Origin of the sequence: Pseudomonas sp. GLN_2 (assembly GCF_043106005.1) — a bacterium.
GTDB lineage: Bacteria > Pseudomonadota > Gammaproteobacteria > Pseudomonadales > Pseudomonadaceae > Aquipseudomonas > Aquipseudomonas alloputida.
This window is the reverse complement of sequence record NZ_JBICMC010000041.1, coordinates 146431-167368: the sequence shown is the minus strand read 5'-3', so window position 1 is coordinate 167368 and position 20938 is coordinate 146431. Positions and strand designations below refer to the sequence as shown.

The following is a 20938-nucleotide window of genomic DNA, read 5'->3' as shown; positions in this document are numbered from 1 at the left end:
CCTAAACTGTAAAAAAGAGAGTTAGATATTTTTGCTAGAACATACTTGACCAGCGGCTTCGTCAATACTCAGTACAAAAAACTTTCCGGTAGAAAGTTTCATTGCAATGAAAGGTTCGAAACCCGAGTACGCTCCGTATGAGTTTTTAGCATTAACAAGACCGCAAGTAGTTCCATCCTTGGCAATCCGAACATCTTTGAACTTCGAACTTTCTGCATCTTTCAGTTTATCTTCCATTGCGCTTTTCAGTGCAGTCAGATCTGCCTTGGAAGCTGCTGTTCCAGCAGCAAATGCCCCTGAACAGACAAGCAGTGAAAGGGCAGCAGCAAGCGTAATCTTCCTAATCATGAAGGGCTCCGTTTGTTGAGCCGGAAACCATACCAAGATTCTGGCCTCGCTGGCCCCTATGCTTTCCTTCCTGTGAAGGCTTGACGAAGCTTCTCTGCCACTGTTGACGCGCTGGGCTTCTGTTTGCGGCCTTGGGCTTCCCTTTGCCGAAGGGGTTGGTCATCTGCGACCACTCGAGCCTGGCATCCAGTGCCATGAACAGTTCAGGCAGCGGCGTTCGCCAAGCCACATCAGGCTGCCAACCAAGCCAGCCAGTCGCGATTGAGTACAGCCGGTCGACGTAACTCCCATCCTCAATGACGCTTACGCCGTCCCGGCTTGTTCGTTTCCCGCGTCTTTGCCGCGCGGGTTGTACAGCGCGATCAGGTAGCCGTTCAGCTGCATCGACACATCGAGAACGCCGTGCTGCCAAACTTGCTCTAGCACTGCCTTGGCGGCCTTCTCGTCAAGGCCGGCACCGGCCACCAGGATGGCGGCGCAACCGTCGACGCTGAGCGAGTTGATCGCCTGGGAAGCACCGCGCAGGCCACCAAAGCGACTCTCGATCGCCCGCACAGCCTTCAGGGTTGGGGTAAGGGTGAACTCTTCATCACCCAGCTTGACGGTAACGGTACCGTGCAACGTGTTGTTCATGGATCAGGTCCTGTGAGGCCGGGGGCAAAGCCCTGGGCGCTTATGGGGTAACAGGTGCCGGCAGGAGCTCGAGGATTTCCGAGTTGATGCCAAAGGTGATGTTGCGGCGCACCACGTTGTCAGCGGCGCCGGCTGCAACGGTGTTGTTCATCACCTTCGCGCGGTAGTAGAACGTGGTCGGGCTGATGGCCGGGGATGCATCAGGGTCGCCGTCGTTGAGGGTGACCTTGATGTTGTAATCGACCTTGCTGCGATCCTTGTGGGCGGTTTTGACGGCGTTCTGGCCAGCATCACCGTTATCCAGGCCCACGGTCATGGTCATGTCGCCGGCGTCAGCCGTGCCCTTGTACTTGCGCACACGGCCGTCCTCGAGCGACGTGAAGGTCACACTGCTGAAGGTGTCGCCGAACTCGCCGAGGTCTTCGATTTCACCAACACGCACATAGGTGTCGGCCTCGAACTCGGTTTTGGTGGTTGCCCCGGTCTTGCCGCCGATGAACAGGCGGCAGCCAGCGGCTGTATTGAGGTTGTCTTCTGCGGGCATGGGTGATCCTCCAAAGCCACGTTGGATAGAAGCCGCAGCGCGGCCAGTGGGTGAGTCAGTGGGTGGTGATTACACGGACGGTAATCGAGCCCTGATAGGTGATGCCGTCGGCATCGCGCTGGGCGTCGGCCTGCTCAACTCGAACGGAGACGGCACGACCGACTTCCAGAGGCAGGCGGCGCTCGTCCAAGGCGGCGATAACCTCGCCGTTGATGCGCTTGACCTCGGCCTGGCCAAAGGCATCGGACCAGACCGACAGGTACAGCAGACGTGTTTCGCGCTTGCGGCCAGAGATTGGGCTGCTGTTGACCGATACCTCCCGGTCAATGGACACATACGGCATATCCGCATTCAATGGCGCACCGTCGTAGATCGGGCAACTCACCTCAGCTTGAAGCCTGGCGAAGATGGCCTCCTGCAGGGCTAGCGATGGATCAGCCATTGCCTACCCCCTGGCTTGCCTTGCGGAGCGTGCGGCGCACTGCCACTTCGATATCGGCCATCACGTACTCGCGGTTCACGTCCATCGAGGGGCGCAGCCACGGGTGCGCTGGCCTAGCCGGAATATCCGGGTACTTACCGAAGAAGTGCTGACCATCGGACTTGTTCTTGACCGCGCGCTGCCGTATGGCGTTGCGGCGCCCCCTGAGCTGCATCGTGTCGCGGTTCTTGGTATGCACACCGCCTACAGCATTGCGGTCGGCCCTCTGGTAGATCTTGCCCGAATAGCCCTTGGTCCCGTACTCGATGAAGCGCAAGTAGAAGAAGCGTCGGTTATCGCGCTTACCGCGAATGCCGATCTGCGCATCCAAGCCGCTAGGAGCGACATAGATTTTCAGCGCGGCGGCGGCGGCTCCTGTGCCCTTCGGCATCAACTGCTGCTGCGTGGCCAGGACACGCTCAGCCGCGTTGCGCATGGCCGGCGTCAGCTCGTTGTCCATGGTCTTGTGGATGTTGCGCAGCGTTCGCCGAAGGCGGATATCACCGCGCATCTTCGAGCGGCGGGCCATAAGCTACTCCTTGGCTTGGGCGGGCTTCGCGGGCTTTTCGGTTGCGGCCGGCTGATCTTTGATTTCCACCGCGTAGCCACGGGCGATCAGGCCTTCGCCATATTCCTTCTTCACGTCAAAGATTTCGCCCTTCTCGCGCTCGCCAGACGCACCGGTCAGCGGGCCCAATGCTTGGATTTTCATGATTGACCTCATGGGTTGGGTACCGATGAGCACAGTAGCCGCATCAGTGTGTTCTCATTGTCACGCAATACAGCCTCGACCCTGTAAGTGACCCCGCGCCGGGTGACTCGCCAGCCGGCAGCAATGTCGGCGCGCGACCTGGCGATGATCTCGGCAGATACGACGGCCTCAAGCTTTTCAGCAATAGGCGCTACCCGACCACTGGGCGTCCGTATTTCTCCCCACATTTCGGGGCGAGCTGCGGGCAGCCAGGTCACCGTGGCGCCCCCGGACTTGTTGCGCTCCTCGTGCGGGAACGTCACCTGAAAACGGTGACGTAGCGGACCGGCTCTCATACGCCCCACCCAATACGATGAGGGGTCAGGAGCGCCACCGAGCCTTTCGGCAACTCGGTGGCAATGGTCCCGGTCACAACGTCCTCACGGTTCGCGTACAGGTGGCCGAGGATCAGCAAACAGGCAGCGTTGATCTGCTTGTTGCTGACCATGGGAGAGTCGCCAGCCTCGCCGGAAGCGATTGCCTCATCCAGCGCCTGCTGATCGGCATAAAAGCGGCGGTTCAGATAGTCCATCGCCTGCCCTTCCGCCGCCTCGATCAGGAGCTCCAGGTATTCGTCAGCATCGTCGGGGTCCCGGAGATGATGCCGAGCGATGGACATGCTGATAACCGACATCATCTACTCCTTCAGCGGCTCAAGTGATGCCAATTTCCGCTCCACCAGATCCTCAGCATGGCGGCGGGCTACCGTGTACGCTGGACCGCCGCGACGGCGAAGCTCGCCTTCATCCATGTACGACCGCAGCGGATAAATCTGAAGAGTCGCTGGATTGAGGTTTGCCGCGACCTGATCGCCTTCGGCCAACGGATCAGTATCGAGGCCGCTATCAGTTAAGTCTGAAGCTACTTGGCTCGCGCCTTCGGATGCCGCGGCGCCACTAACGGAGACATCAGCACCGGCACCCTGGTCGGGCTCAATTACATCCACTCCAGAGCCCGCGGTTGCTTGTCCTTCTCGTGTCACTTGGCCTGAGCCTTCCGCTGAACCTAAAGCAGCTGCAGGAGCCTCCGCCTCACCTTGTTCTGGCGCGAGTGCAGCGTTAGGTGATGGAGAAGAGCCGGAGCCTTCAGTCCGGCCGGTGCTGAATTCAGTGGCCTCGGCAGGGTCTTTCGCCTCAACCGGGGTAGCGGGTGTTTCCTGTTTACGTGCCATCGGAGTACTCCAATAGGGCGCCATTGCTGACGCCACATTACGAAGAGTTAAGGCGTGCCGGTCAGCTGGCCGGTCACAAAGGCCTCTTCGCGGTAAATGGCGAAGGCCAGACGCTCTTCAGCACGGATCGTCGCCATGTTCTTCTCGAAGTCGTCGCTGTTCTCGGTCGAGATCAGCACTTCGATTTCCATCCGGTCGAAGATCTGCGCGCCGAGCTTGAACGCGCCGACGAGGAAGTCGTCTTGGGTCATGGCCTGGGTAGAAACCACAGGGCGATTCCAGAGTTTCGGGTTGGTGCCTTCCTGAGGCTGGCCGATGATGTAGCGGCCTTCCCCGTCCTTGGTCAGCTCAATGGCCGCCCAGTCGATCGGGTTGAGCACGATGCCGTCGGATGGGAACTCGGCCAGTTCGGCCTGCAGCAGCGCCAGGCGCAGGCGATCAATGCGCTGCTCGCCCACCACAGCTACGCCAGCCGGGGCGGCGTACAGTTGCGCAACGGTCATGAGGCCCTGCAGGTTCACGCCGGTGCCGTTGCCGTAAAGCAACTGAGCTTCTTCCGCCATGTTGAGGCCGTACCGTGCCCGACCGTCGATATAGCTCTGCAGGGCTTTGGCATCGTCCAGCATCTGCCGGCTGGCTTTGAACAAATGGGCGATGGTCCGCACATTTGCAGTGGCCAAGCCAAAGGTCAGGTCGGAGTATGGCTTGGCCGTGGTCTCCGCCACGGTACGGGCGTTATTGGTGAAGCCGGTTTCACGGACGTACTCAATAGAGTTCGATTCGGTGGTGCCCGGCGCGACCAGGTCGCGGACGGTCAGTCGGCGTTGCGGCGGAGCAATGATCCCCGGCAAGCGCTGAGTCTCTACTAGGTCGCCGCCAGTTGCGGTGGTGATAGCAGCCCGCGGTACAGAGACACGACGAGAGCCGCGGAAGGACGAATTCATGTCCTTCATTTCTTCGCTTTCGATCACGAGCGCGCCAACCGACTTCTGCGGTTCTTCTTGATGATTGCGATCGCGACTGGCGTTCACGAGCTTCTGCTCGGCCTCGCCCAGGCGTGCCTGAAGCTCGCCCTGCTTGGCCAGCAGTTCATCGACCTTGGCGCGGGTTTCGATATTCATTTCACCGGAGGCCTTGATTTGCTTCTCGGTGGCCTCGGCCTGGCTTTTGATCTGATCGCCAATGCCCTTGAGGCTGGCGTTGAGTTCCTTGACTTGGGCTTCAAAGTCCATGGTCACTTTCCTTTCAGAGAATTGAGGATGTTGGTTGCCGCGCTCAGAGAGGCGGAGAGGTCTGGCGCGACAGCGCGAGGCTTATCGGGCGGGGCAGCGTTATGCGTACCCCCGCCGGCAGCGCGAGGCATGCCGGACTTGAAATTGGCGAACAGTTCGCGACGCTCTGAGCGAGTCATGCCACCTTTGGCCAGGGCTACATCCATGGCCTTGAGTGCATTGGCCTGGGCGGCATCTTCGGTTTCTCGCTCGGTTACCTCGGTGGACGACAACAGCCCGGTGGCCAAGCCAAGCTCCACGGCACGCTTGCCACGGATATAGGTTTCGTCGTCCATCAGTTCGGCCATGTCCTCCGCCGATTGCCCGCTGGTCTCGGCATAGAGGTCGGCCATCGCGGCGTCGAACTCCTCCATGTCGTTGGCGATGTCGCGCAAGTAGTTGCGATTTCCGGCAAGCCAGGTCCAGCAGTTGTGGATCATGAGGAAGGCACTGCTGGCCACCTCTCGCTTCTTGCCAGCCAGGAAAACGATCGAGGCAGCGCTGGCCGCCATGCCGAGCACCTTGGTGGTGACCTCATGACTGTGCTCTTGGAGGCGGTTGTAGATGGCGATGCCTTCGAACATGTCGCCGCCCGGCGAGTTGATGTAAACGGTCACGTCGCGCTCGCCGATGGCCCGCAAGGCGGCATCGATTCGTTTCAGCGTGACGCCCTCGCCATACCAGTCTTCACCAATCACGCCGTACACCGTGATGGTGTCCGAAGTGTTTTCAACGGCCGCCTGGATCGCGGGATTCCATTTGTCGAGCGCGCGCGGGCTCATCTCACTGCGCAGGCCGCGAGACTGGATCTTGTGTTTCATGGATTACTCCCGTGATTTGCTTTCCGGCTCTTGCAGCCAGTTCATCAGTGCGGCCCGGGCGGCCTGACCATCGTTTTGCTTACCCAGCTGGTCCAGCGGCACCAGGTTCGATTGCACGGTCAGTACATCGCCACCAGGCATGCTGGGAAGGTTTTCTTTCCGCCGCCCCTCGTTTCGAGTCAGGTAGCCGTTCTGCCCCATCGTGCTGAGATAGGCCGCACGGCCTGCGCTATCTGCACGCAGGAATGCTTCAAGCGAGTACTCGGCATAGAACTTGATCCGGTCAACGGCCGTCATGCACCACTTGTTCACACACTGCTCAATTGGCGCAGTGAAGGACATGATGCAGTAGGTGAGAAACGCGATCTGCTGCTGCTCCAGTCCTGTGCCCCAGTTGCTTCCCTTATCGGTCTTCATCACCATCCAGGGAGGGACACCGAACCATCGACAGATCTCCTCGATACTGTGCCCTCTCGACTCCAGCAGTTGCGCATCGGCGGGGTTGATACCAATCATCTCCGGCTTCACACCCTGCTCAAGCACAGGGCTCTTGCCTGCATTCAACGCCCCGGAGATCGTCTTCACGTACTCACGGAACTCGACGCGCTGAGCCGGGTTCAGCGTCTTGTCGACCGAGAATGCGACCGTGGGCATCATGCCGTTGCGGAAAGTGCTGTTGGCGGCATCGTCTGCCGACATTGCCGAACCGAACACATCCGCACCGTACCGAATAGCAGAAAGGCCAACTCGCCCATCCAGGGTAAAGGCCGGGATGTGCAGCATGTCCTGCCGCTGGATCTCTCGCCTCGCCCCCTTTCGGGGCCTGAAGAAATACCTCAGTCGGCCATCGTCGTCGAACTCAAGATCGACCCTCGATGGCATCAGGAAATCCAGGGCAATCACACGCCCGGCTGATCGGTGGATCTCGCAATAAGCGTTGCCCCATAAAAGCATCGAGGCGACGACAGCCTGCCAGAAATGGAACGCAGCCATGTCTTCATTGGGACTAGTGTGCACCACATCGTAGAGCGGGAAGTCTCGCGCACTCTCGCGACTGCCATCTGGCATGCGCCGGTATATGCTCAACGGCAAGCCTGCTACCGAGGTCGAGATGATCCGAACGCATGCCCACACGGTAGAAAGGCGCATGGCCTTATCGACGCTGACTGACTTACCACTACTGGACTGGGCGCCGTTGGAGGCACTCCAGAAACCTCCATCCGACAGCTTGATGGTCTTGCCCAGCCATTCACTCATACTGGCTGAAGGCTTGGTGGCAGCAGCCCCCAATGCCTGGGATAGGGTTTTAATCACTGACAAGCCCTCTGCGGATGAAGCCGGCGATGCAGAAGAAACTCAGCGATCCCGCCAGCAAAGCCCAGCCGGTACCAGCCAGCATCCAGACCCCGCCGCATGCTAAGCAGAAAGCGATCACTGCGCAGGCGATGAAAATATGAAATGCGTTCATGCGATCAGTGGATCCCGAATGCCTGCCATAAAGTTATCCATTCCGCCCCTGCCCTCTGGATTCAGGCTCAGCAGCGAAACAGCGTTGAAAGTTGCCATCAACGGGTCAATCTTTGCGGTTCCCGATGCTTGCTTGGTGATCAAGAAGGCGTTGGCTGAAGGCACGCCCTTGGCATTTCCGCAGGACCAAGCCATGAGCGGCTGACCACAATGGAGCAGCGTGCCCTCGGCAAGCTTGCGTTCCGTGGTTTTGATTGCACCGGTGAGCTTCCAACCTTGCGAGATGCCCACGATCTTGTCTTCCTCAACGCCAGCATCCGCAAGCGCGTCGAGTACTGCCCCGATGCCAGCCGGGTCGAGGCCAACTTTGTCGAGTAGGCCGGTGTCATTGACGCGGGCAACGATGGCCGCAAACTGCTCAACGTCATCACCGATGCGCTCCACAATGGTGATGTCGCCTGCCTTTTCTAGGTCCCTCAACCGTGGCGCTTCTGACTTGCGGCGCTCCAGAACCGAAGGGTGCGCCCAGGCGTGAGCCCAGTGGAACCACCTGCGGGTTCCAGCCTCCCGGCCCATCACAGCAAGACCTAGCAGGTCATCAAGCCCACCGCCGTCTCCGCCCACATCAATGACCTCGCACCGCGTGAGAATTTCATCGAGGTTTAGCCACGTTGCTCCTTGCGGCTCCCAAAACTCTGCCCCGACCCAAGCATCAGACATCAGCGCAAGGCCAATCTCGATGTTCAGGTGCTTGGCCAGGAAGCCGCGCAATTCAGCCTCGCCGTCCAGCTCAGCCTGCATAAACAGGCGCTCAAGCGTAGGTCGGTCGACGGAGTAGTCGATGTTCGGATTGACCAGGTGGAAGTTCTCAGGCTTCCGCGCCTCGCCGCTCTTGATCATCTCTTGAGAGAACTCGTAGATGATCGGCAGGAAGCGGTTGTCGTCGATCCGGCCATCACGCACGCCGCGGGCATAGTTGAGCTTGGAGCGGAACACGCCAGCCGGTGGCTCGTTCGACTGGGTCGTCAACCAGATGATGAAGCCCTCAGGTCGCGACAGCAGACCACCAGTGGCCTCGCGGATCATGTCAGCGGCTTTGGGGTTCTTGCCGAACAGCCAGGCCTCATCGATCAGGACGCCGACCGCCTTCTTGCCGCCCACCACGTCGCTATCCGCAGCCACCACCTTCAACGTGGCGCCGGTCTCGCGATGAGTGATCAGCCGTAGGTGCGGCTGGACATGCAGCAGCGCTTTCAGCTCATCGTCATTGTTGACCATGTCCTTGGCCGGTATGAACGAGTTGTCGGCAATCTCCTTGGTCGGCGCCAAGATGATGAACTCAGCCGAAAGCCGCCAGTTGCGGATCAGCGCCGTCAGCATGATCCCGGCAGCAATCGTGGACTTGCTGTTCTTTTTGGGGATGCAGAGCATCACCTCCCGAATTAGGCGCTCGCCGGTCTCGCTGTTGTAGCTCCCGAAGATGGCCCCGGCGAACGCCAGGACCCACGGTGCACAGGCGGCCTCAATGGTGGGACTGCCCGGGGCATCAACGATCTTCAGCCCCTTGAACACCTCAAGGCCGGCTTCTGCTTCGTCTGGAAACAGCGGATCAGGAATGATTGATTCGCCCGCAGCCAGGCACCTCCACCAGTCCGGGCAGGCTGTTGTCCATTGCATAGATCAATTCTTCACTACGGAGAGGGGCGGCTTGCCTTGGGAATACTTGCCTTTGCCGACCTGTTTCGCGGCCTCGGCCTTTTGCTCTTTCTTGCCCTGGTCCGCGACCTTGCCGTGCGAATACGGCATGAGGGTTTTGGCCGCCTCCAAGCGCAGGCGCATGTCGGCGCCTTCCGCATTCATGAGCTCAGTAAGGAAGGCTCGCGGGTCGTCGGTCTCGGTTAACGACAGCTCGTCGGCCTGTAGGTCTTGGGGCTGTTCATCTTTAACTTTTCGAGAGGGTTTAACCTCGGTGCTGGAAGCCTGCTTTTGTTTCAAACGGCGCCCGACTTCTGCGAGGACATCGGGGTCCTTCGCAAGCTTGGAGCCCGCTTGCGACGCGGTCTTCTCGGAATATCCGGCGGCGATCGCCGATTCGCGATTTGAGGCCCCCGACAACAAAGCGTCAACAAACCGCCGCTTCTTGTCGGTTAAAGCCATGGTTAACTTTTCCTGAAACGGGAAAAAATGTGTACGTGGGGTCGGTGGCGGTCTAGCTAGATGAGAATCCCTAGCTTTTAACCCCCCTACCCCTTTCGCGGCACGTCATTGGCGTGCTTCTGCGTCGCTCCACCTGGTTTCGACGATCCGCTGACGCCTCAGCCACCCAGCCCCGCTGCCTCCTCGGCCTGCTTGACGGAGTCGTGGCACAGCTTGCAGAGGCTCTGCCAGTTGGTCTGATCCCAGAAGAGAACCATGTCTCCACGGTGAGCAACGATGTGGTCGACAACCCTGGCCGCAGTTGTGCGACCGTTCCGCTCGCAGTAGATGCACAGCGGGTTGTCACGCAGGTACTGCTCCCGTGCCTTCTGCCATCGGTAATCGTAGCCACGTTGAGAGCTGGTCATGCCGCTTCGCCAACTGCCTGGTGTCACCACCTTGACCCGAGAGCCTGCGCTCTCCTTGATGCGAGAGCCGAGAGTCTTGAGCCTGGCCATCAGCCTTTCGTTTCGGTGATCAGGCGCACGATGTCATCAGCCCGCTGCTTAACCTCCAGCACCTGACCATCGAAAGTGCGAACGATGGCACAAATGCCGTGCCATTGGCTGCTGGTGCAGGCTTCGTCCACACGAGCGATGGCGGCGGATGCTAGGTAACGCTTGAAGCCGTTGCTGTCGGTCAATGTGATCATCTACTTACCCCTGAGCCTTGCGAGATAGGAACATGTCGGAGTAGCCGCGAAGCTTCTCCACTCCCATGAAACCGACCATGCCACCGGCGAATGTGGCCATGCTTTGTGGTAGCCCCATCCATTCGAGGAGTGGTACCAAGGCCAAGGTGATGAGGCCGCACAAGGCGCCCTCCAAGAACATCTGCCGGCGAGTGCCACCGCCATAAACCACCCGGAGGACGGCGATCGCAACGGACAGGCCGGCGGCGCCAAGCTGGGGCTGATGGGCAATCACCCAGGTGAGTACAGCGGCCCACAGGCCAGGATCCTTCTCAGGCATGTTTGGCATCTCGATTCCTCCCGTTGCGGGGAGCGGAATAGATTCGGCCCCAGCTGCACACCCAGCTCGGGGCGATGGGTGTGGTGGGGCCGAAAACGAAAAAGCCCCGGCGAATGCCAGGGCTCGAAAACAAAAAACCCAGCAAAAGCTGGGTTTTCTGGGATTACTTGGACTGTGCTACCAGCTTGGGTGTTTCTATACCTTTACGAGCACACAGCTGCTGCAAATTGGTATCGGCTTCCTTGAATCGACGCAGCTGCTCCAACGAGGTATCTAGGCTCGGCTTCACGTCACCTATGGTGTTGAACGCTTTATTGCTGAGTGCAAACGTCTTCATTTGTTGCTCCTTGGTCGGGGAAGACGGGAATGACGACATCTTTATTCCCGTAGTACGCCTCTTTCATGTGTTGCAAATGATGCTGATACGGCACGTCATCGAGCAGCAACGCAGCACTGCTCAAGCTGCTCCAACCCAGACGCTGCAGCATCGCATCGAAAAGGTTGTCAAAAACTTTAATCTTCTGCATCAGCGACTGCTTGACCGGATCTTCATCCTTCATGCTTTCTGCAAAGCAGTAGTAGTCGCCATTGTCAGAACACTGCTGTCGAGGCCGGTGGTACATAAGCACTGCTGGCTTCAGGGGCATCAGCGACTTGGCATGCGGTACTGGCCACAACCAGAACCATAGCCACAAAGTGGCTGCCGCGCTCATCAGGTAACGACCAATGGTGATCTCTACCTGAGCCTTGGTATGCACGATCGCGTTAATCAGCGCTGCAAGGGTGTCTACTTCTCCGCCCGCATTATGCCGAATGTGGATCTCAATGAGATCACGCTCGTTCGCTTCAACCAGTGCCTGGACCAACGGTGCGACTGTTTGGACATTCACGATCGTTTTGAGTTCGAGAACGCGACGTTTTCGTTCTTCTTGTACAGCGGGGACCGCTGCGTTCGCTGCGCCTTCCATACCTCTCCCTGAAAATCCACACCCTAAGGCTGCGAATTCTATTCATCCAAACATGGCATAGCAATGGCATTTAGCCAGCACCGGACGCAAAAAAACCCGGCTTCATGCCGGGCTTCGTTAGCCACCCCTGATAAACGCGCAGGAATGACAGGATGTGGAAATAATCGGCCATGCGGCCATTTGATGTCAAGCGGCATTTTCCATCGACAGTCCTTCGTGGTTCAGAATGTCTGCTGCCGCCTCCAGAGCTTCTTCGGCCATCTGCTCCAACACGTCTTCAATACCCTTCCTCCAGCGGCGACGAGTGCGTTCCGGGCGGGCATCCGGGTCCCAGCGATTGATGTCGTAGAACTGAGCCGGCAGAACGATCATGTCGCTCGACCGCCTTCCATCTGCGCCCTTCATCTTGGGAATCGCCCAGGCCGTCACGGCGCTGGTGATGAACAGTTTCGGCGCATGGGAGGCAACCATCGGGATCAGCCGGCTGATCGACTGGACTTTTCGGCCCTTGTGCGTGCTGAACCTGGCCACCAAGACATCCCAGTGGCGCGCCTTCAGCTGGCTATGCAAACGCGCGAACACCCAACAGTCGGCATCCATACGGCTGATTTCGCCGCGCTCCACTGATCTGCTCAAGGTGGCCATGTCGTGGCCGTCTTCGCTGCCTGGCTCGTATAGCTTCTGCCAGGACTGCTTGCTGGTGTTGTCGATCGCTTCTGCAGCCAGGGCCGAGACGACCGCCGCGAGTACGCTGCTGTAAATCATGTCCTTCCCCCTCAATCCCCGGTGTAGTTGCTGCCCCCGGCGCCGAGCCGGTTGCCTTCCTGATACTGCGCACCCGGGCCTTTGGCCAGAGGCTTCTTCAACTGCTCAATCTGCCGTGTCGCGGCCTGCAGCCTCATGCTGAGCTGGGTCACCAGTTCATCCAGTGGCAGGGCCTCGCCAGTTGCAGCCGCTACCCAGCCCGAGGCGTTGCAGTGGTCGCATGGCAGTTCGTGAAACAAGCCCTGAGTGACCGCTCTCCCACGGCACAAAGGGCACTTGCCCAGCTCGATCACAGCCTTCTTGAAGGGTGGGCCGTGCTTCTTCATCAGCCGACCACCTTGAAGCCCTGGGCGCGCAGCGACTTTTCGGCCACCTCGTGCGCCCACTGCCCATCAGGGTCCCCGATGATCAGCTCGAAAGGGTTTTTGACACACGTCGACTTGCGAGAAGCGTCCCACCCCTTCTGGAACGACTCCCAATCAGCATGGGCCAGCGGGTCGATGTAGTTATTGCCCTTGGGGGGCTCGCGGCGGTGATCGCGGGCGTTGGTGCGCTCAAATTCGGCGCGGATTGTGTCGATATTCGTCATTTCGAATCCTCGCTAATTACAAATGCGGTAAGGTCGTTCGGCGCCACGGCTGCTGTGGCCTCTGGCGAATTCTGCGAAATTTCAAATAAGGCCTTGGTAAGGCCGTGAATGGCTGCGAAACCGATCCGATCAAGCCAGGCGTGCCACTTCTCCAGCGCGGCGCGGCGCTGCTGCATGGCCTGGGTGTGGATGTAGGTGCTCGCGATCTTGCCCAGCTTGTGGTTCAGCAGCATCTCGCCGATGTGGCCGTCGATGCCGAGGTCGGTCCAGGTACTGCGGGATACCTTGCGCAGGTCGTGACTGGTCCACTCACTCTGCCCCAGGCGCTTGAACACGTTGCTGGCCTGCGTCTCGCTCAGGCACAGGCCACGGCGATTCGGGAACAGGTACACACCCTCGTAGCCCTCGGCCTGCTGGATGGCCCGGTACCGGGTCAGCAGCGCCTGCACTTGGGCGGTGAGCGGCAGGCGGTGCTCGGTACGGGTCTTGGCGTTGGCGGCGGGGATGAACCACTCGGCCGCCGCCAGCGAGATCTCGCTCCAGCGCGCCATGCGGGTCTCTCCGATCCGGGTGCCGTGGGCCAGCATTATCAGGGCCAGCATGGCGTCACCCGGCTCCTGCTGGAATGCCTGGGCCAGCTGCTGCATCAGCTCCGGCAACTGCACGTCACGCAGGCGGGCTGCCTTGGGGAGGATCTTGGCCTTGGTGAAGTCGTTGAAGCGCATCCCCGCCATCGGGTTGCGGTCGATCAGGCCGAGCTGCAGGGCCTGGCGGAAGGCGGTCAGCAGCAACGCGAACATCTGCCGCAGGTAGGACAGCGACACCTCGGCCTGGCAGGGCCACATCAGGTGCTTGTCCAGTGCATCGGCATTCACGGCAGGCAGGGCCAGATCATCCAGGCGCGGCTTGAGGTGCTGGGCAATGGCGGACCGGGCGCCGGCCTTGCGCTTCGCCGACAGAGAACGGTCGCGGGCCATGCGGTCACCGTACCAGTCGAGCAACTGGCCCACGGTGGCCATGCCGGAAACCACCGGCGCCGTGGCCGGGTCGCGCAGCAGGCGTTGACGCAGCGCGGGCAGTTCGGCAATCACCGCCGAAACGCTCAGTTCTGGCCAGCGGGCGACCGGCACCCACTTCTTGCCGCGCACCAGGTGCCAAGTCCCGCGCTCGCGGTTGCTCCAGAAGCGCAGGTACAGGCCAGGGTGACGCGGGTCGCGCAAATCGCGCACTGACATGTCGGCAGCCTGGCGGCGCACTTCGGCCTCGCTCAGCTTCACTTCACGGGTCGCGCTCATGCGGCCACCGTGGCAGACAGCAGCAGGTAGGAGCGGATGGCCTCGACGGCGTCAATGCTGCCGCGGCACACAATGGCTAGGTAGTTCTCGTTCGTCAGCAGCTGCAGGAAGGCATCCTGGCTGGCCGACACAGGCGCATCGAACGGAGGCTTGGCCTTGAATTCGATGTATAAGCCGAAATAGCCGCCGCGCGCCATCGGCAGCACCAGGTCAGGCACGCCAGCCTTGACGCCCTGCCCCTTCAGCTTGGCGGCCACGGCCTTGATCCGGTGCCCGCCGTTCGGGACGTGGTAGATCAGCTTGTAGGCCTGCGGATAGCGCAGTTGCAGCTCCTGCATCAGCGCGGCCTGCTCCTGCCCTTCCCGGTCTACGGGCTTGGCGCGAGTCGGCTTGGCCCTGAACGGGCGAATGGCGGGCGAATTCATGCGATCAGCACCCCCTCATTGAGCAGCAGCGCTTGGGTGCGCATGACACCCTCGGCGTGGTACTGGCGCGCGGTGGCGCGATCCACGTCACGACTGCGACCGTCACAGGCGTCGTGGCAGGCGCTGCAGGACCAGGCGCCTTGCAGGTCGTGTGGTTTCTTGCCGACGCCGCAGGTTCCGGCCAGGCGGTAGTGCGCCAGGACGGTGGTCTCGGGGTTGCCGTTGCACACGCCAGGGATGCGCACCTGGCACTCGCGGCCGCGCGCGGCCTTGGTCAACTTGGTTTGGCGCATAGATCAAGCTCCTAGCTGTTGTGTTCAACGGCCTGCAAGGCGGGCGCGCATGGCGGCCAGAGCGGTATTGCCGACCTCTGGTGTCCGGTTACCGGCAACCTCGGCGGAAAGTGCCAGCGGCATCTTCTGCAGCGGCTCTCCGGCTACGATCCGGCGGACGGCGATGGTGTAGTTGCGCTCGAACAGTTTCGAGGAAGCATCGGATGGCAGTTTGTTGAGGTTCTCGAAGCCGCACTCCTTGGCCGCGTGCCACACAGCATCGTGGCTCCAGCTACCACGGCCAGCCATCGCAGGATGGGAGTTTCTAGTCGCCTCGCGAAATGCAGCCGCCAAGGTTGGCAGGCCGAGCATCTCCGGCGATGGCTGGCACCACTCGATGAACTTGCCAGGCGAGGGAATGAACTCACGCCCTGACTGTCGGCAGCGCATCAGGCCGAACTGCAGCTGCTCGGGGGTGTTGATGCCTGCCTCGAGGAACGCCGTCAGCCACTGCTGCTTGGCGGCCTTGTAGGTGTTCATGTCCGGCCAGGCCTGTTTCCAAGCGCTGAAGATGGTCCGCAGATCACGGAACAGCCGATTGATCACTGCAGCAGTTTTCCGATCGAGCTCGGCTTTGATCTCGGCGGGAAGCGTGTCCCCAGCAGGGATGTACTGGCCGGTTTGAACTTTGGCCCAAAGACCGTGGGCGATGGTGGCTACCTGGTTCATTGATCATCTCCTCCGTGGAGCCATGAGGTGTCGTCGTCATCGAAAGAGCTCGATTGCGGCGCGCTCGGCTTGCCGGTAGCGGATCGAGCTGCCCGGGCCAGGTCCGATTTCACCCAGTTGACGAGGGCGGCGAGCCATTGCTTCTCGGTCTGAACCAAACCCTTCGCGTCGTGGTGCAACACGAACCCGGCGATTGCCTTGGAGCCGAAGTTGTCCAGGGTGAGCCCCGAACGGAGCGCATATGCTTTGAGTAGGTCCTGATCCGGCACCCACTCCAAGAACATTTCGAATGGCTCGCGCAGAGAGTGAGTAGATCGGTTACCTGACGGATTGGGTGCAGCTGCTGCACCCCGTTCTGCGTTTTCCTGCACCCCGCTCTGCTGCGAGCTGCACCCCGTGCGGTTTCCTGCACCCCGTTCTCTACGAGGTGCAGCAGATGCACCTCGTTTAAGTTGAAGGTCGTACACAATGGGACGGCGATCACGGCGGTCGATGTAAGCTGCCGCGATAGCCTGGTTTCCTGCCACGATCCAGCCAGCTGCCTCCAGCTCGTCGAGCTTTAGGCGGATGGTGCGCTCAGACAGGCCGGTGTCCTCGGATAGCGTTGCAGCCGATGGGAAGGCGCCGCGGCCATCGGTACCGGCATAGTTGGCTAGGCAAAGCAGGACGTGACGAGCTGCAGGGTTCTCCAGAGAGGACTTCGGAATAGCCAGGGCCCAGGTCATGGCTTGTACACTCACAGCGCCCCCCCAGCCTTCAGTTCAGCGAGACGCGCCAGTCCTTTCGGGGTGACCAGAGGATCAAACGCGGCGCGCTCGATACCGGTTTCCGGGTCGGGCCTCAAGGCTGTCACCTTGTGCTTCATCAAGCCCGAGGTGATGCGAGGCTGGTAAGCGATCCATCGCTTGGAACCCTTGCGACGGAATATCCAGCGGTTCTGCTCCAGCCAGTCGAACAACTTCGATGGGGCAACCTGAAGCTGCTTGGCCGCATCGGTGATGCAGATGGCCCCACAAGCAGCAGCCAAACGCTGAATTGCTGCGACCTTCGGGGCTTGTTTCTGGATGACCTGCTGCAGCTCATGGTTCCGCTCTGCTTGATCGGCGGCCAGTCGCAGCGCCTCAGCGAAGGTTTGGGGGATCTTGACCTGCGCCAATACCCGCGCCTCTAGCTCCTGCCAACGGTCGATAATCTTGGCGCGCAGTTGGGCGTTGTATCCGGAGACCAGCACCAGGGTATCGCGCTGGCCAAGCAGGAACTCTGGATAGGATTGGCCGTTTTGTGGGTGGGTGTATGGGGTCTCCTCAGATTTGAGGACACCCTCTGCGACTAATCGGCGGGCATCGCGCAGGACATTGTCATGGCTCTTGCCGGTCAGTTGCGCGATCTCGCGGGTAGACATGACCTGGCGCGCTAGATTCGACGAATCGCCAATAGCTGACACGACAGGTCTGGTGTTGCTCGCATCAATTGCTGAGTGCATAATCGACCTCGATGTGTTTTTGAAGAAGCCGGGCTGCCACCCGGTTTTTTTATGCCTGCGATTCAGGTACTGGATGGATCAGCAGGTGTTTTGGTCATCTACTGACGCAATGCCGTTTCCCGCATCATTTATCTCGGGTCGGGTGATCTACCGGCGCCTTCGGGGTTTGGTCGTTCAGCAGCTACTGCTGCTTGCGGTTGGAATTGGCTAAGCGGCGGAAAGCGCGTGGCTCGTGGTGCCGTCGATTTGGTCCCACGGGAACGACGGGCACAGCTCGGCACGATTCACGGCGCCATTCGTAAGCGCCTCAATCTGTAATGCGCGCTTGGCTGGAACCCTGCGCTCCCCTGAACACCATTGGTTGACGGTTGGAGCCGCAACATTCAGCCGGCGCGCCAATTCCGCCTGGCTGCCCAGCACGCGGGATGCTTCTTTGGCTGCTTCAGCTGATTTCATGAGTTCTGTCCTGGAGATTTATCGATGAATATAAGGCATTACCTTATTCTTAACAAGCCATTGCCTAATTGCGCTAGCAATAGGCCTAATTAGGCAATGCTTACCGGACCAGAATTAGGCGCAGCTATTGAGGCCGCGCGGATCGCCAAAGGCGTATCGAAGAAACAGCTCGCAGACGACTTCCAGGTGAAGCCTCCGTCGGTACAGGGCTGGGTGAAAAACGGCCGGATCGACAAGTCCAAGCTGATGGACGTGATCGCTTACTTTTCTGATGTGGTTGGTCCTGAACACTGGGGGCTTCGCCCTGGCTTCTCCTACGAGAGCATCCAGGACCTCAGTTCGGAACCTGTCGCAGAGCCGCCGCCTACCTCAGCTGCCGACATGGTTCGAGCCATGCTCGCGAAGCAAGGCAAGAACTTGTCGGATTCGGCGCGCGCGCAGTTGATTGCAGCCGCCGAAGCGACCGATGAGGGAAATGTAATTACCGCAGACTTTTCCCGGCCTGGCCTGGTCGGAGACGAGATCCGGATCGCTCATTACGATATCCGGGCTGCAATGGGTGGCGGCCAGCTCCCCCATGACTACCCGGAAATGCTCAAGGACATTCGCGTCAGCCCCAGTCACCTGCGTGAAATCGGCGTTGAGTTCGAAGAGCACTACCACCTGAAGGTGGTCACCGGCTGGGGCCAGTCGATGGAGCCCACCATCAAGCACCGGGACCCGCTGATCGTGAATATCAACGTCCGCGACTTCGTGGGCGATGGGGTGTACCTCTTCGTCTGGGATGACCTGCTCTACATTAAGCGCCTGCAGGTGGCTGATGAAGATCACTACGAGATGATTTCGGACAACCCGCGGCACAAAGATCGGCTGATTCGCCGGGACATGACCTACATCCAGGCCCGGGTGCTACTGGTCTGGAACGCACATCTGGTATGAACCGTCCGCGAGACACGACCATCGGCAAGGAATTAGCGAGCATGCAGCTCTGTTGCACGCTCCACTAGAAAGGGAATTGTATGTCGCGAATGATTTTGGCTGTACTTGGCTTTGCATTGACTCCCGCGGTTTCAGCTGCAGCATCACTGTACGTGCCATCCGACTCCAAGGCCTCCTACACGGTCTTGTCCCGGGATGCCTCGGGCAATGAGCGTACGATCACTACGAAGCGCGTCGGATCAAGTGGCACCTCTTTTTCTCGCCGGCTCTACAACTGCGCAGACCGCACAGTGAAGTACCTCGGTAGCGGCGAAACCCTGGAGCAAATGAAGGACTCCCAGCCTGATCCTCGAATGGGTCCGATTGTGAGCGGCTCGATCGCCGATTACGTTGGCGCAGAAGCTTGCCGGTAACCTGGATTTTTCCATACCTCTCTCTAAGCCCAACCAGAGGCTGCGCCGCGGTCTCTGCCAGGTAGGTATGGGGATAAGAGGAGAGGCAGTGCAGGCTGGCCTACGATAGCCTAGCGCCACCATACTGCTTGCGATGGACGGTATAGTCGTTCAGTATCTTGAATAACCCGCTATTGTGATAATGGACGATTTCAAATGAAGACGGAGCTGAAGCGGTGATGTATGCCAGGGATTAATCCTGAAGTGCTTGTGTGGGCAAGAGAGACTGCCGGCCTCAGCAGGGAGAAGGCCGCCAAAGCTCTGGCCATCGGGGGAAGCAAGGTTTCTGGACCTGAAATGCTCCGGCGATACGAACACGGCGAAAAAGAAGCTTCTAGAACCCTCATTGCGAAAATGGCAGGGGTCTATCGTCGCCCGTTGCTTGTCTTTTATCTACCCTCCCCCCCAGCTCAGGCTGAGCGAGGCGAAGATTTCCGTACACTCCCGGAAGAGCTCCGCATTGAAAGCAAGGGGCCTCTTGATGCGCTAGTTCGTGATATCTATGTGCGACAAGATCTCGTAAAAAACGTCTTACAGGATGTGGAGGAGGCCTTCCCTCGCGATTATGTAGGTAGCATCGGCGTTGACCTTGAACCCTCTATAGTTTCTAAAAAAATCGCCGATTTGATCGGGTTTGATCTATACGAATTCAGACGCTATGGAAAACCTGAGGAAGCCTTCTCTTATCTTCGCAAGCTGATTGAGGACATAGGGACATTCGTTCTGCTCATCGGAAATCTAGGCAGTCACCATACGAACATCCCTGTAGAAGCTTTCAGGGGGTTTGCGCTATCGGACAAAATAGCGCCATTCATTGTAATAAATGATATGGACGCACCGCCTGCCAGGTCCTTTACGTTGCTTCATGAGTTCGCTCACATATTGATGGGCGCCACTGGTTTAAGTGGTAGTCGAGCGGAGCAAAAAATAGAGCGTTATTGCAACGATGTGGCAAGCCTCTTATTGCTACCGGCAAATGAACTAAACAAGAAGGACTGGCACGAAGAAAATATCGATGTACTTTTGCAGAAAATCTCTGCCTTTGCTAGAAGCATAAATATCAGTGGGTCTCTGGTCGCTTATCGCCTTTTCACGTCAGGAGTTATTCAGGAAAACACTTGGAGCGCTCTTTCCCAGAAGTTCAGAGAACTGTGGGCGGCACAGAAGGCTGCGGCAAAAGAAGGCAGAGATGGCTCTAGCGGACCCAGTTATTACGTCGTCCGTAGACACAAGCTTGGCGGAGCCATCGTGAATTTGGTTCAGCGCACCATGCGTGAAGGTGCATTAACTGCGACCAAAGCAGGAAGAGTACTGGGCGTAAAGCCCGCCAATGTCTATAACTTGGTTGGCACATTATAATGGCGCTTGATAGGAAGCTTTACCTGCTGGATGCGAATACGCTGATCACTTCTAACGGCGTTTACTACCCTCAGACAATGGTTCCAGAACTGTGGTCATGGCTTCTGCATCAGAGCCAGAATGGTCGCATTAAAATGCCCATTGAGATTTACGAAGAAATCCTTGCAGGGAAAGAAGATATTTTGACTGGATGGTTGAAGAAACCAGAAGTCAAAAAGAGCTTAGTCCTTCAAGAGAATGCGGATCCCGCTACTGTAGCTCACGTGACTTTCAATGGGTACGCCGTTGATCTAAATGAAAACGAGCTAGCTTATATTGGGCGAGATCCTTTCCTGATATCTTACGCGTTGTCCAGCCCTGCGGATCGATGCGTGGTATCTCTTGAAACATCTAAGCCTTCAGCTCAGCGGCAGAACAGAAAGGTCCCAGACGTTTGCAAGGCGCTTGGCGCGCAGTGCTGTGATGTTTTCAGTATGATGCGAGCACTAGACTTCAAGACCGGATGGGATAGGTAATTCCTCAACGCTTTTTTCACGCCCTGCCCTGCATAGT

33 protein-coding genes are annotated in these 20938 nt (G+C 59.0%); 3 read left to right on the top strand and 30 right to left on the bottom strand.

Going from position 1 to position 20938, the window contains the following annotated elements:
- Positions 1–21: 21 nt before the first annotated feature.
- The 30 genes from ACF8Q6_RS11445 to ACF8Q6_RS11300 all read right to left on the bottom strand — a co-directional run bounded on the left by ACF8Q6_RS11445 (position 22) and on the right by ACF8Q6_RS11300 (position 17636).
- The gene (locus ACF8Q6_RS11445) at positions 22–348 is read right to left on the bottom strand and encodes a hypothetical protein (protein WP_129932793.1); all 327 of its coding nucleotides are present in this window, start codon (positions 346–348) and stop codon (positions 22–24) included.
- A gap of 303 nt (positions 349–651) precedes the next feature.
- Positions 652–981: a hypothetical protein gene (locus tag ACF8Q6_RS11440; RefSeq protein ID WP_392493325.1), complete on the bottom strand. Its 330-nt coding sequence runs from the start codon at positions 979–981 to the stop codon at positions 652–654.
- A gap of 40 nt (positions 982–1021) precedes the next feature.
- Positions 1022–1525, bottom strand: a complete 504-nt coding sequence (locus ACF8Q6_RS11435; RefSeq protein WP_392493324.1) for a hypothetical protein — start codon at positions 1523–1525, stop codon at positions 1022–1024.
- A 55-nt stretch (positions 1526–1580) separates the two neighbouring features.
- Positions 1581–1967 (bottom strand): DUF3168 domain-containing protein, encoded by a 387-nt coding sequence (locus ACF8Q6_RS11430; RefSeq protein ID WP_129932790.1) that lies wholly within the window; start codon positions 1965–1967, stop codon positions 1581–1583.
- A complete protein-coding gene (locus ACF8Q6_RS11425) occupies positions 1960–2535 on the bottom strand; it encodes an HK97 gp10 family phage protein (protein WP_392493323.1) in 576 nt (191 codons plus the stop codon). The genes ACF8Q6_RS11430 and ACF8Q6_RS11425 overlap by 8 nt, the downstream gene beginning before the upstream one ends.
- Before the next feature lie 3 nt (positions 2536–2538).
- A complete protein-coding gene (locus tag ACF8Q6_RS11420) occupies positions 2539–2718 on the bottom strand; it encodes a hypothetical protein (RefSeq protein ID WP_110160072.1) in 180 nt (59 codons plus the stop codon).
- A gap of 8 nt (positions 2719–2726) precedes the next feature.
- A complete protein-coding gene (locus ACF8Q6_RS11415) occupies positions 2727–3053 on the bottom strand; it encodes a phage head closure protein (RefSeq protein WP_392493321.1) in 327 nt (108 codons plus the stop codon).
- Positions 3050–3391, bottom strand: a complete 342-nt coding sequence (locus ACF8Q6_RS11410) for a head-tail connector protein (protein ID WP_392493319.1) — start codon at positions 3389–3391, stop codon at positions 3050–3052. The genes ACF8Q6_RS11415 and ACF8Q6_RS11410 overlap by 4 nt, the downstream gene beginning before the upstream one ends.
- A gap of 3 nt (positions 3392–3394) precedes the next feature.
- Positions 3395–3928: a hypothetical protein gene (locus ACF8Q6_RS11405; protein WP_392493318.1), complete on the bottom strand. Its 534-nt coding sequence runs from the start codon at positions 3926–3928 to the stop codon at positions 3395–3397.
- Positions 3929–3975: 47 nt separating this feature from the next.
- Entirely contained in the window at positions 3976–5160 is a 1185-nt protein-coding gene (locus ACF8Q6_RS11400) for a phage major capsid protein (protein WP_392493316.1), read from the bottom strand.
- A 2-nt stretch (positions 5161–5162) separates the two neighbouring features.
- Positions 5163–6020, bottom strand: coding sequence for a head maturation protease, ClpP-related (locus ACF8Q6_RS11395; protein WP_014591180.1), 858 nt, complete (start codon positions 6018–6020; stop codon positions 5163–5165).
- A 3-nt stretch (positions 6021–6023) separates the two neighbouring features.
- Entirely contained in the window at positions 6024–7334 is a 1311-nt protein-coding gene (locus tag ACF8Q6_RS11390) for a phage portal protein (RefSeq protein WP_392493314.1), read from the bottom strand.
- On the bottom strand, positions 7327–7488 hold the full coding sequence (locus tag ACF8Q6_RS11385; protein WP_085983377.1) for a hypothetical protein: 162 nt from the start codon (positions 7486–7488) through the stop codon (positions 7327–7329). The genes ACF8Q6_RS11390 and ACF8Q6_RS11385 overlap by 8 nt, the downstream gene beginning before the upstream one ends.
- On the bottom strand, positions 7485–9164 hold the full coding sequence (locus ACF8Q6_RS11380) for a terminase large subunit (protein ID WP_014591182.1): 1680 nt from the start codon (positions 9162–9164) through the stop codon (positions 7485–7487). The genes ACF8Q6_RS11385 and ACF8Q6_RS11380 overlap by 4 nt, the downstream gene beginning before the upstream one ends.
- A gap of 3 nt (positions 9165–9167) precedes the next feature.
- Positions 9168–9644, bottom strand: a complete 477-nt coding sequence (locus tag ACF8Q6_RS11375; RefSeq protein ID WP_064490651.1) for a terminase small subunit — start codon at positions 9642–9644, stop codon at positions 9168–9170.
- 158 nt (positions 9645–9802) lie between these two features.
- Positions 9803–10141, bottom strand: coding sequence for an HNH endonuclease (locus tag ACF8Q6_RS11370; protein ID WP_392493312.1), 339 nt, complete (start codon positions 10139–10141; stop codon positions 9803–9805).
- Entirely contained in the window at positions 10141–10335 is a 195-nt protein-coding gene (locus ACF8Q6_RS11365) for a hypothetical protein (protein WP_319297833.1), read from the bottom strand. The genes ACF8Q6_RS11370 and ACF8Q6_RS11365 overlap by 1 nt, the downstream gene beginning before the upstream one ends.
- A 4-nt stretch (positions 10336–10339) precedes the next feature.
- Positions 10340–10663 carry a phage holin, lambda family gene (locus ACF8Q6_RS11360; RefSeq protein ID WP_319297835.1) on the bottom strand — a complete coding sequence of 108 codons (324 nt, stop codon included), beginning with the start codon at positions 10661–10663 and terminating at the stop codon, positions 10340–10342.
- Between the two features lie 154 nt (positions 10664–10817).
- Positions 10818–10991 carry a hypothetical protein gene (locus ACF8Q6_RS11355; protein WP_319297837.1) on the bottom strand — a complete coding sequence of 58 codons (174 nt, stop codon included), beginning with the start codon at positions 10989–10991 and terminating at the stop codon, positions 10818–10820.
- On the bottom strand, positions 10966–11622 hold the full coding sequence (locus tag ACF8Q6_RS11350; protein ID WP_319297839.1) for a hypothetical protein: 657 nt from the start codon (positions 11620–11622) through the stop codon (positions 10966–10968). The genes ACF8Q6_RS11355 and ACF8Q6_RS11350 overlap by 26 nt, the downstream gene beginning before the upstream one ends.
- Before the next feature lie 186 nt (positions 11623–11808).
- Positions 11809–12387, bottom strand: coding sequence for a hypothetical protein (locus tag ACF8Q6_RS11345; RefSeq protein ID WP_392493311.1), 579 nt, complete (start codon positions 12385–12387; stop codon positions 11809–11811).
- Between the two features lie 11 nt (positions 12388–12398).
- Positions 12399–12716, bottom strand: coding sequence for a hypothetical protein (locus ACF8Q6_RS11340; protein WP_319297940.1), 318 nt, complete (start codon positions 12714–12716; stop codon positions 12399–12401).
- On the bottom strand, positions 12713–12976 hold the full coding sequence (locus ACF8Q6_RS11335) for a hypothetical protein (protein WP_392493310.1): 264 nt from the start codon (positions 12974–12976) through the stop codon (positions 12713–12715). The genes ACF8Q6_RS11340 and ACF8Q6_RS11335 overlap by 4 nt, the downstream gene beginning before the upstream one ends.
- Positions 12973–14271 (bottom strand): tyrosine-type recombinase/integrase, encoded by a 1299-nt coding sequence (locus tag ACF8Q6_RS11330; protein ID WP_392493309.1) that lies wholly within the window; start codon positions 14269–14271, stop codon positions 12973–12975. Before ACF8Q6_RS11330 ends, ACF8Q6_RS11335 begins: the two co-directional genes overlap by 4 nt.
- Positions 14268–14696, bottom strand: a complete 429-nt coding sequence (locus ACF8Q6_RS11325; protein WP_392493308.1) for a VRR-NUC domain-containing protein — start codon at positions 14694–14696, stop codon at positions 14268–14270. The genes ACF8Q6_RS11330 and ACF8Q6_RS11325 overlap by 4 nt, the downstream gene beginning before the upstream one ends.
- Positions 14693–14989, bottom strand: coding sequence for a DUF1364 domain-containing protein (locus tag ACF8Q6_RS11320; RefSeq protein ID WP_060494656.1), 297 nt, complete (start codon positions 14987–14989; stop codon positions 14693–14695). Before ACF8Q6_RS11320 ends, ACF8Q6_RS11325 begins: the two co-directional genes overlap by 4 nt.
- Before the next feature lie 24 nt (positions 14990–15013).
- Positions 15014–15697, bottom strand: coding sequence for a replication protein P (locus tag ACF8Q6_RS11315; protein ID WP_392493306.1), 684 nt, complete (start codon positions 15695–15697; stop codon positions 15014–15016).
- On the bottom strand, positions 15694–16422 hold the full coding sequence (locus ACF8Q6_RS11310; RefSeq protein WP_392493305.1) for a helix-turn-helix domain-containing protein: 729 nt from the start codon (positions 16420–16422) through the stop codon (positions 15694–15696). Before ACF8Q6_RS11310 ends, ACF8Q6_RS11315 begins: the two co-directional genes overlap by 4 nt.
- Positions 16423–16433: 11 nt before the next feature.
- Positions 16434–17099 (bottom strand): phage antirepressor KilAC domain-containing protein, encoded by a 666-nt coding sequence (locus ACF8Q6_RS11305; protein WP_392493304.1) that lies wholly within the window; start codon positions 17097–17099, stop codon positions 16434–16436.
- Positions 17100–17387: 288 nt separating this feature from the next.
- The gene (locus ACF8Q6_RS11300; protein ID WP_392493303.1) at positions 17388–17636 is read right to left on the bottom strand and encodes a transcriptional regulator; all 249 of its coding nucleotides are present in this window, start codon (positions 17634–17636) and stop codon (positions 17388–17390) included.
- A 96-nt stretch (positions 17637–17732) separates the two neighbouring features.
- On the opposite strand from ACF8Q6_RS11300, the gene ACF8Q6_RS11295 reads away from it, so the two are divergent.
- The 3 genes from ACF8Q6_RS11295 to ACF8Q6_RS11285 all read left to right on the top strand — a co-directional run bounded on the left by ACF8Q6_RS11295 (position 17733) and on the right by ACF8Q6_RS11285 (position 20901).
- Positions 17733–18575: a helix-turn-helix transcriptional regulator gene (locus tag ACF8Q6_RS11295; RefSeq protein WP_392493302.1), complete on the top strand. Its 843-nt coding sequence runs from the start codon at positions 17733–17735 to the stop codon at positions 18573–18575.
- A gap of 635 nt (positions 18576–19210) precedes the next feature.
- A complete protein-coding gene (locus ACF8Q6_RS11290; protein ID WP_392493301.1) occupies positions 19211–20386 on the top strand; it encodes an ImmA/IrrE family metallo-endopeptidase in 1176 nt (391 codons plus the stop codon).
- Entirely contained in the window at positions 20386–20901 is a 516-nt protein-coding gene (locus tag ACF8Q6_RS11285) for a DUF4411 family protein (RefSeq protein WP_392493300.1), read from the top strand. The genes ACF8Q6_RS11290 and ACF8Q6_RS11285 overlap by 1 nt, the downstream gene beginning before the upstream one ends.
- The last annotated feature ends 37 nt before the right edge of the window (positions 20902–20938 follow it).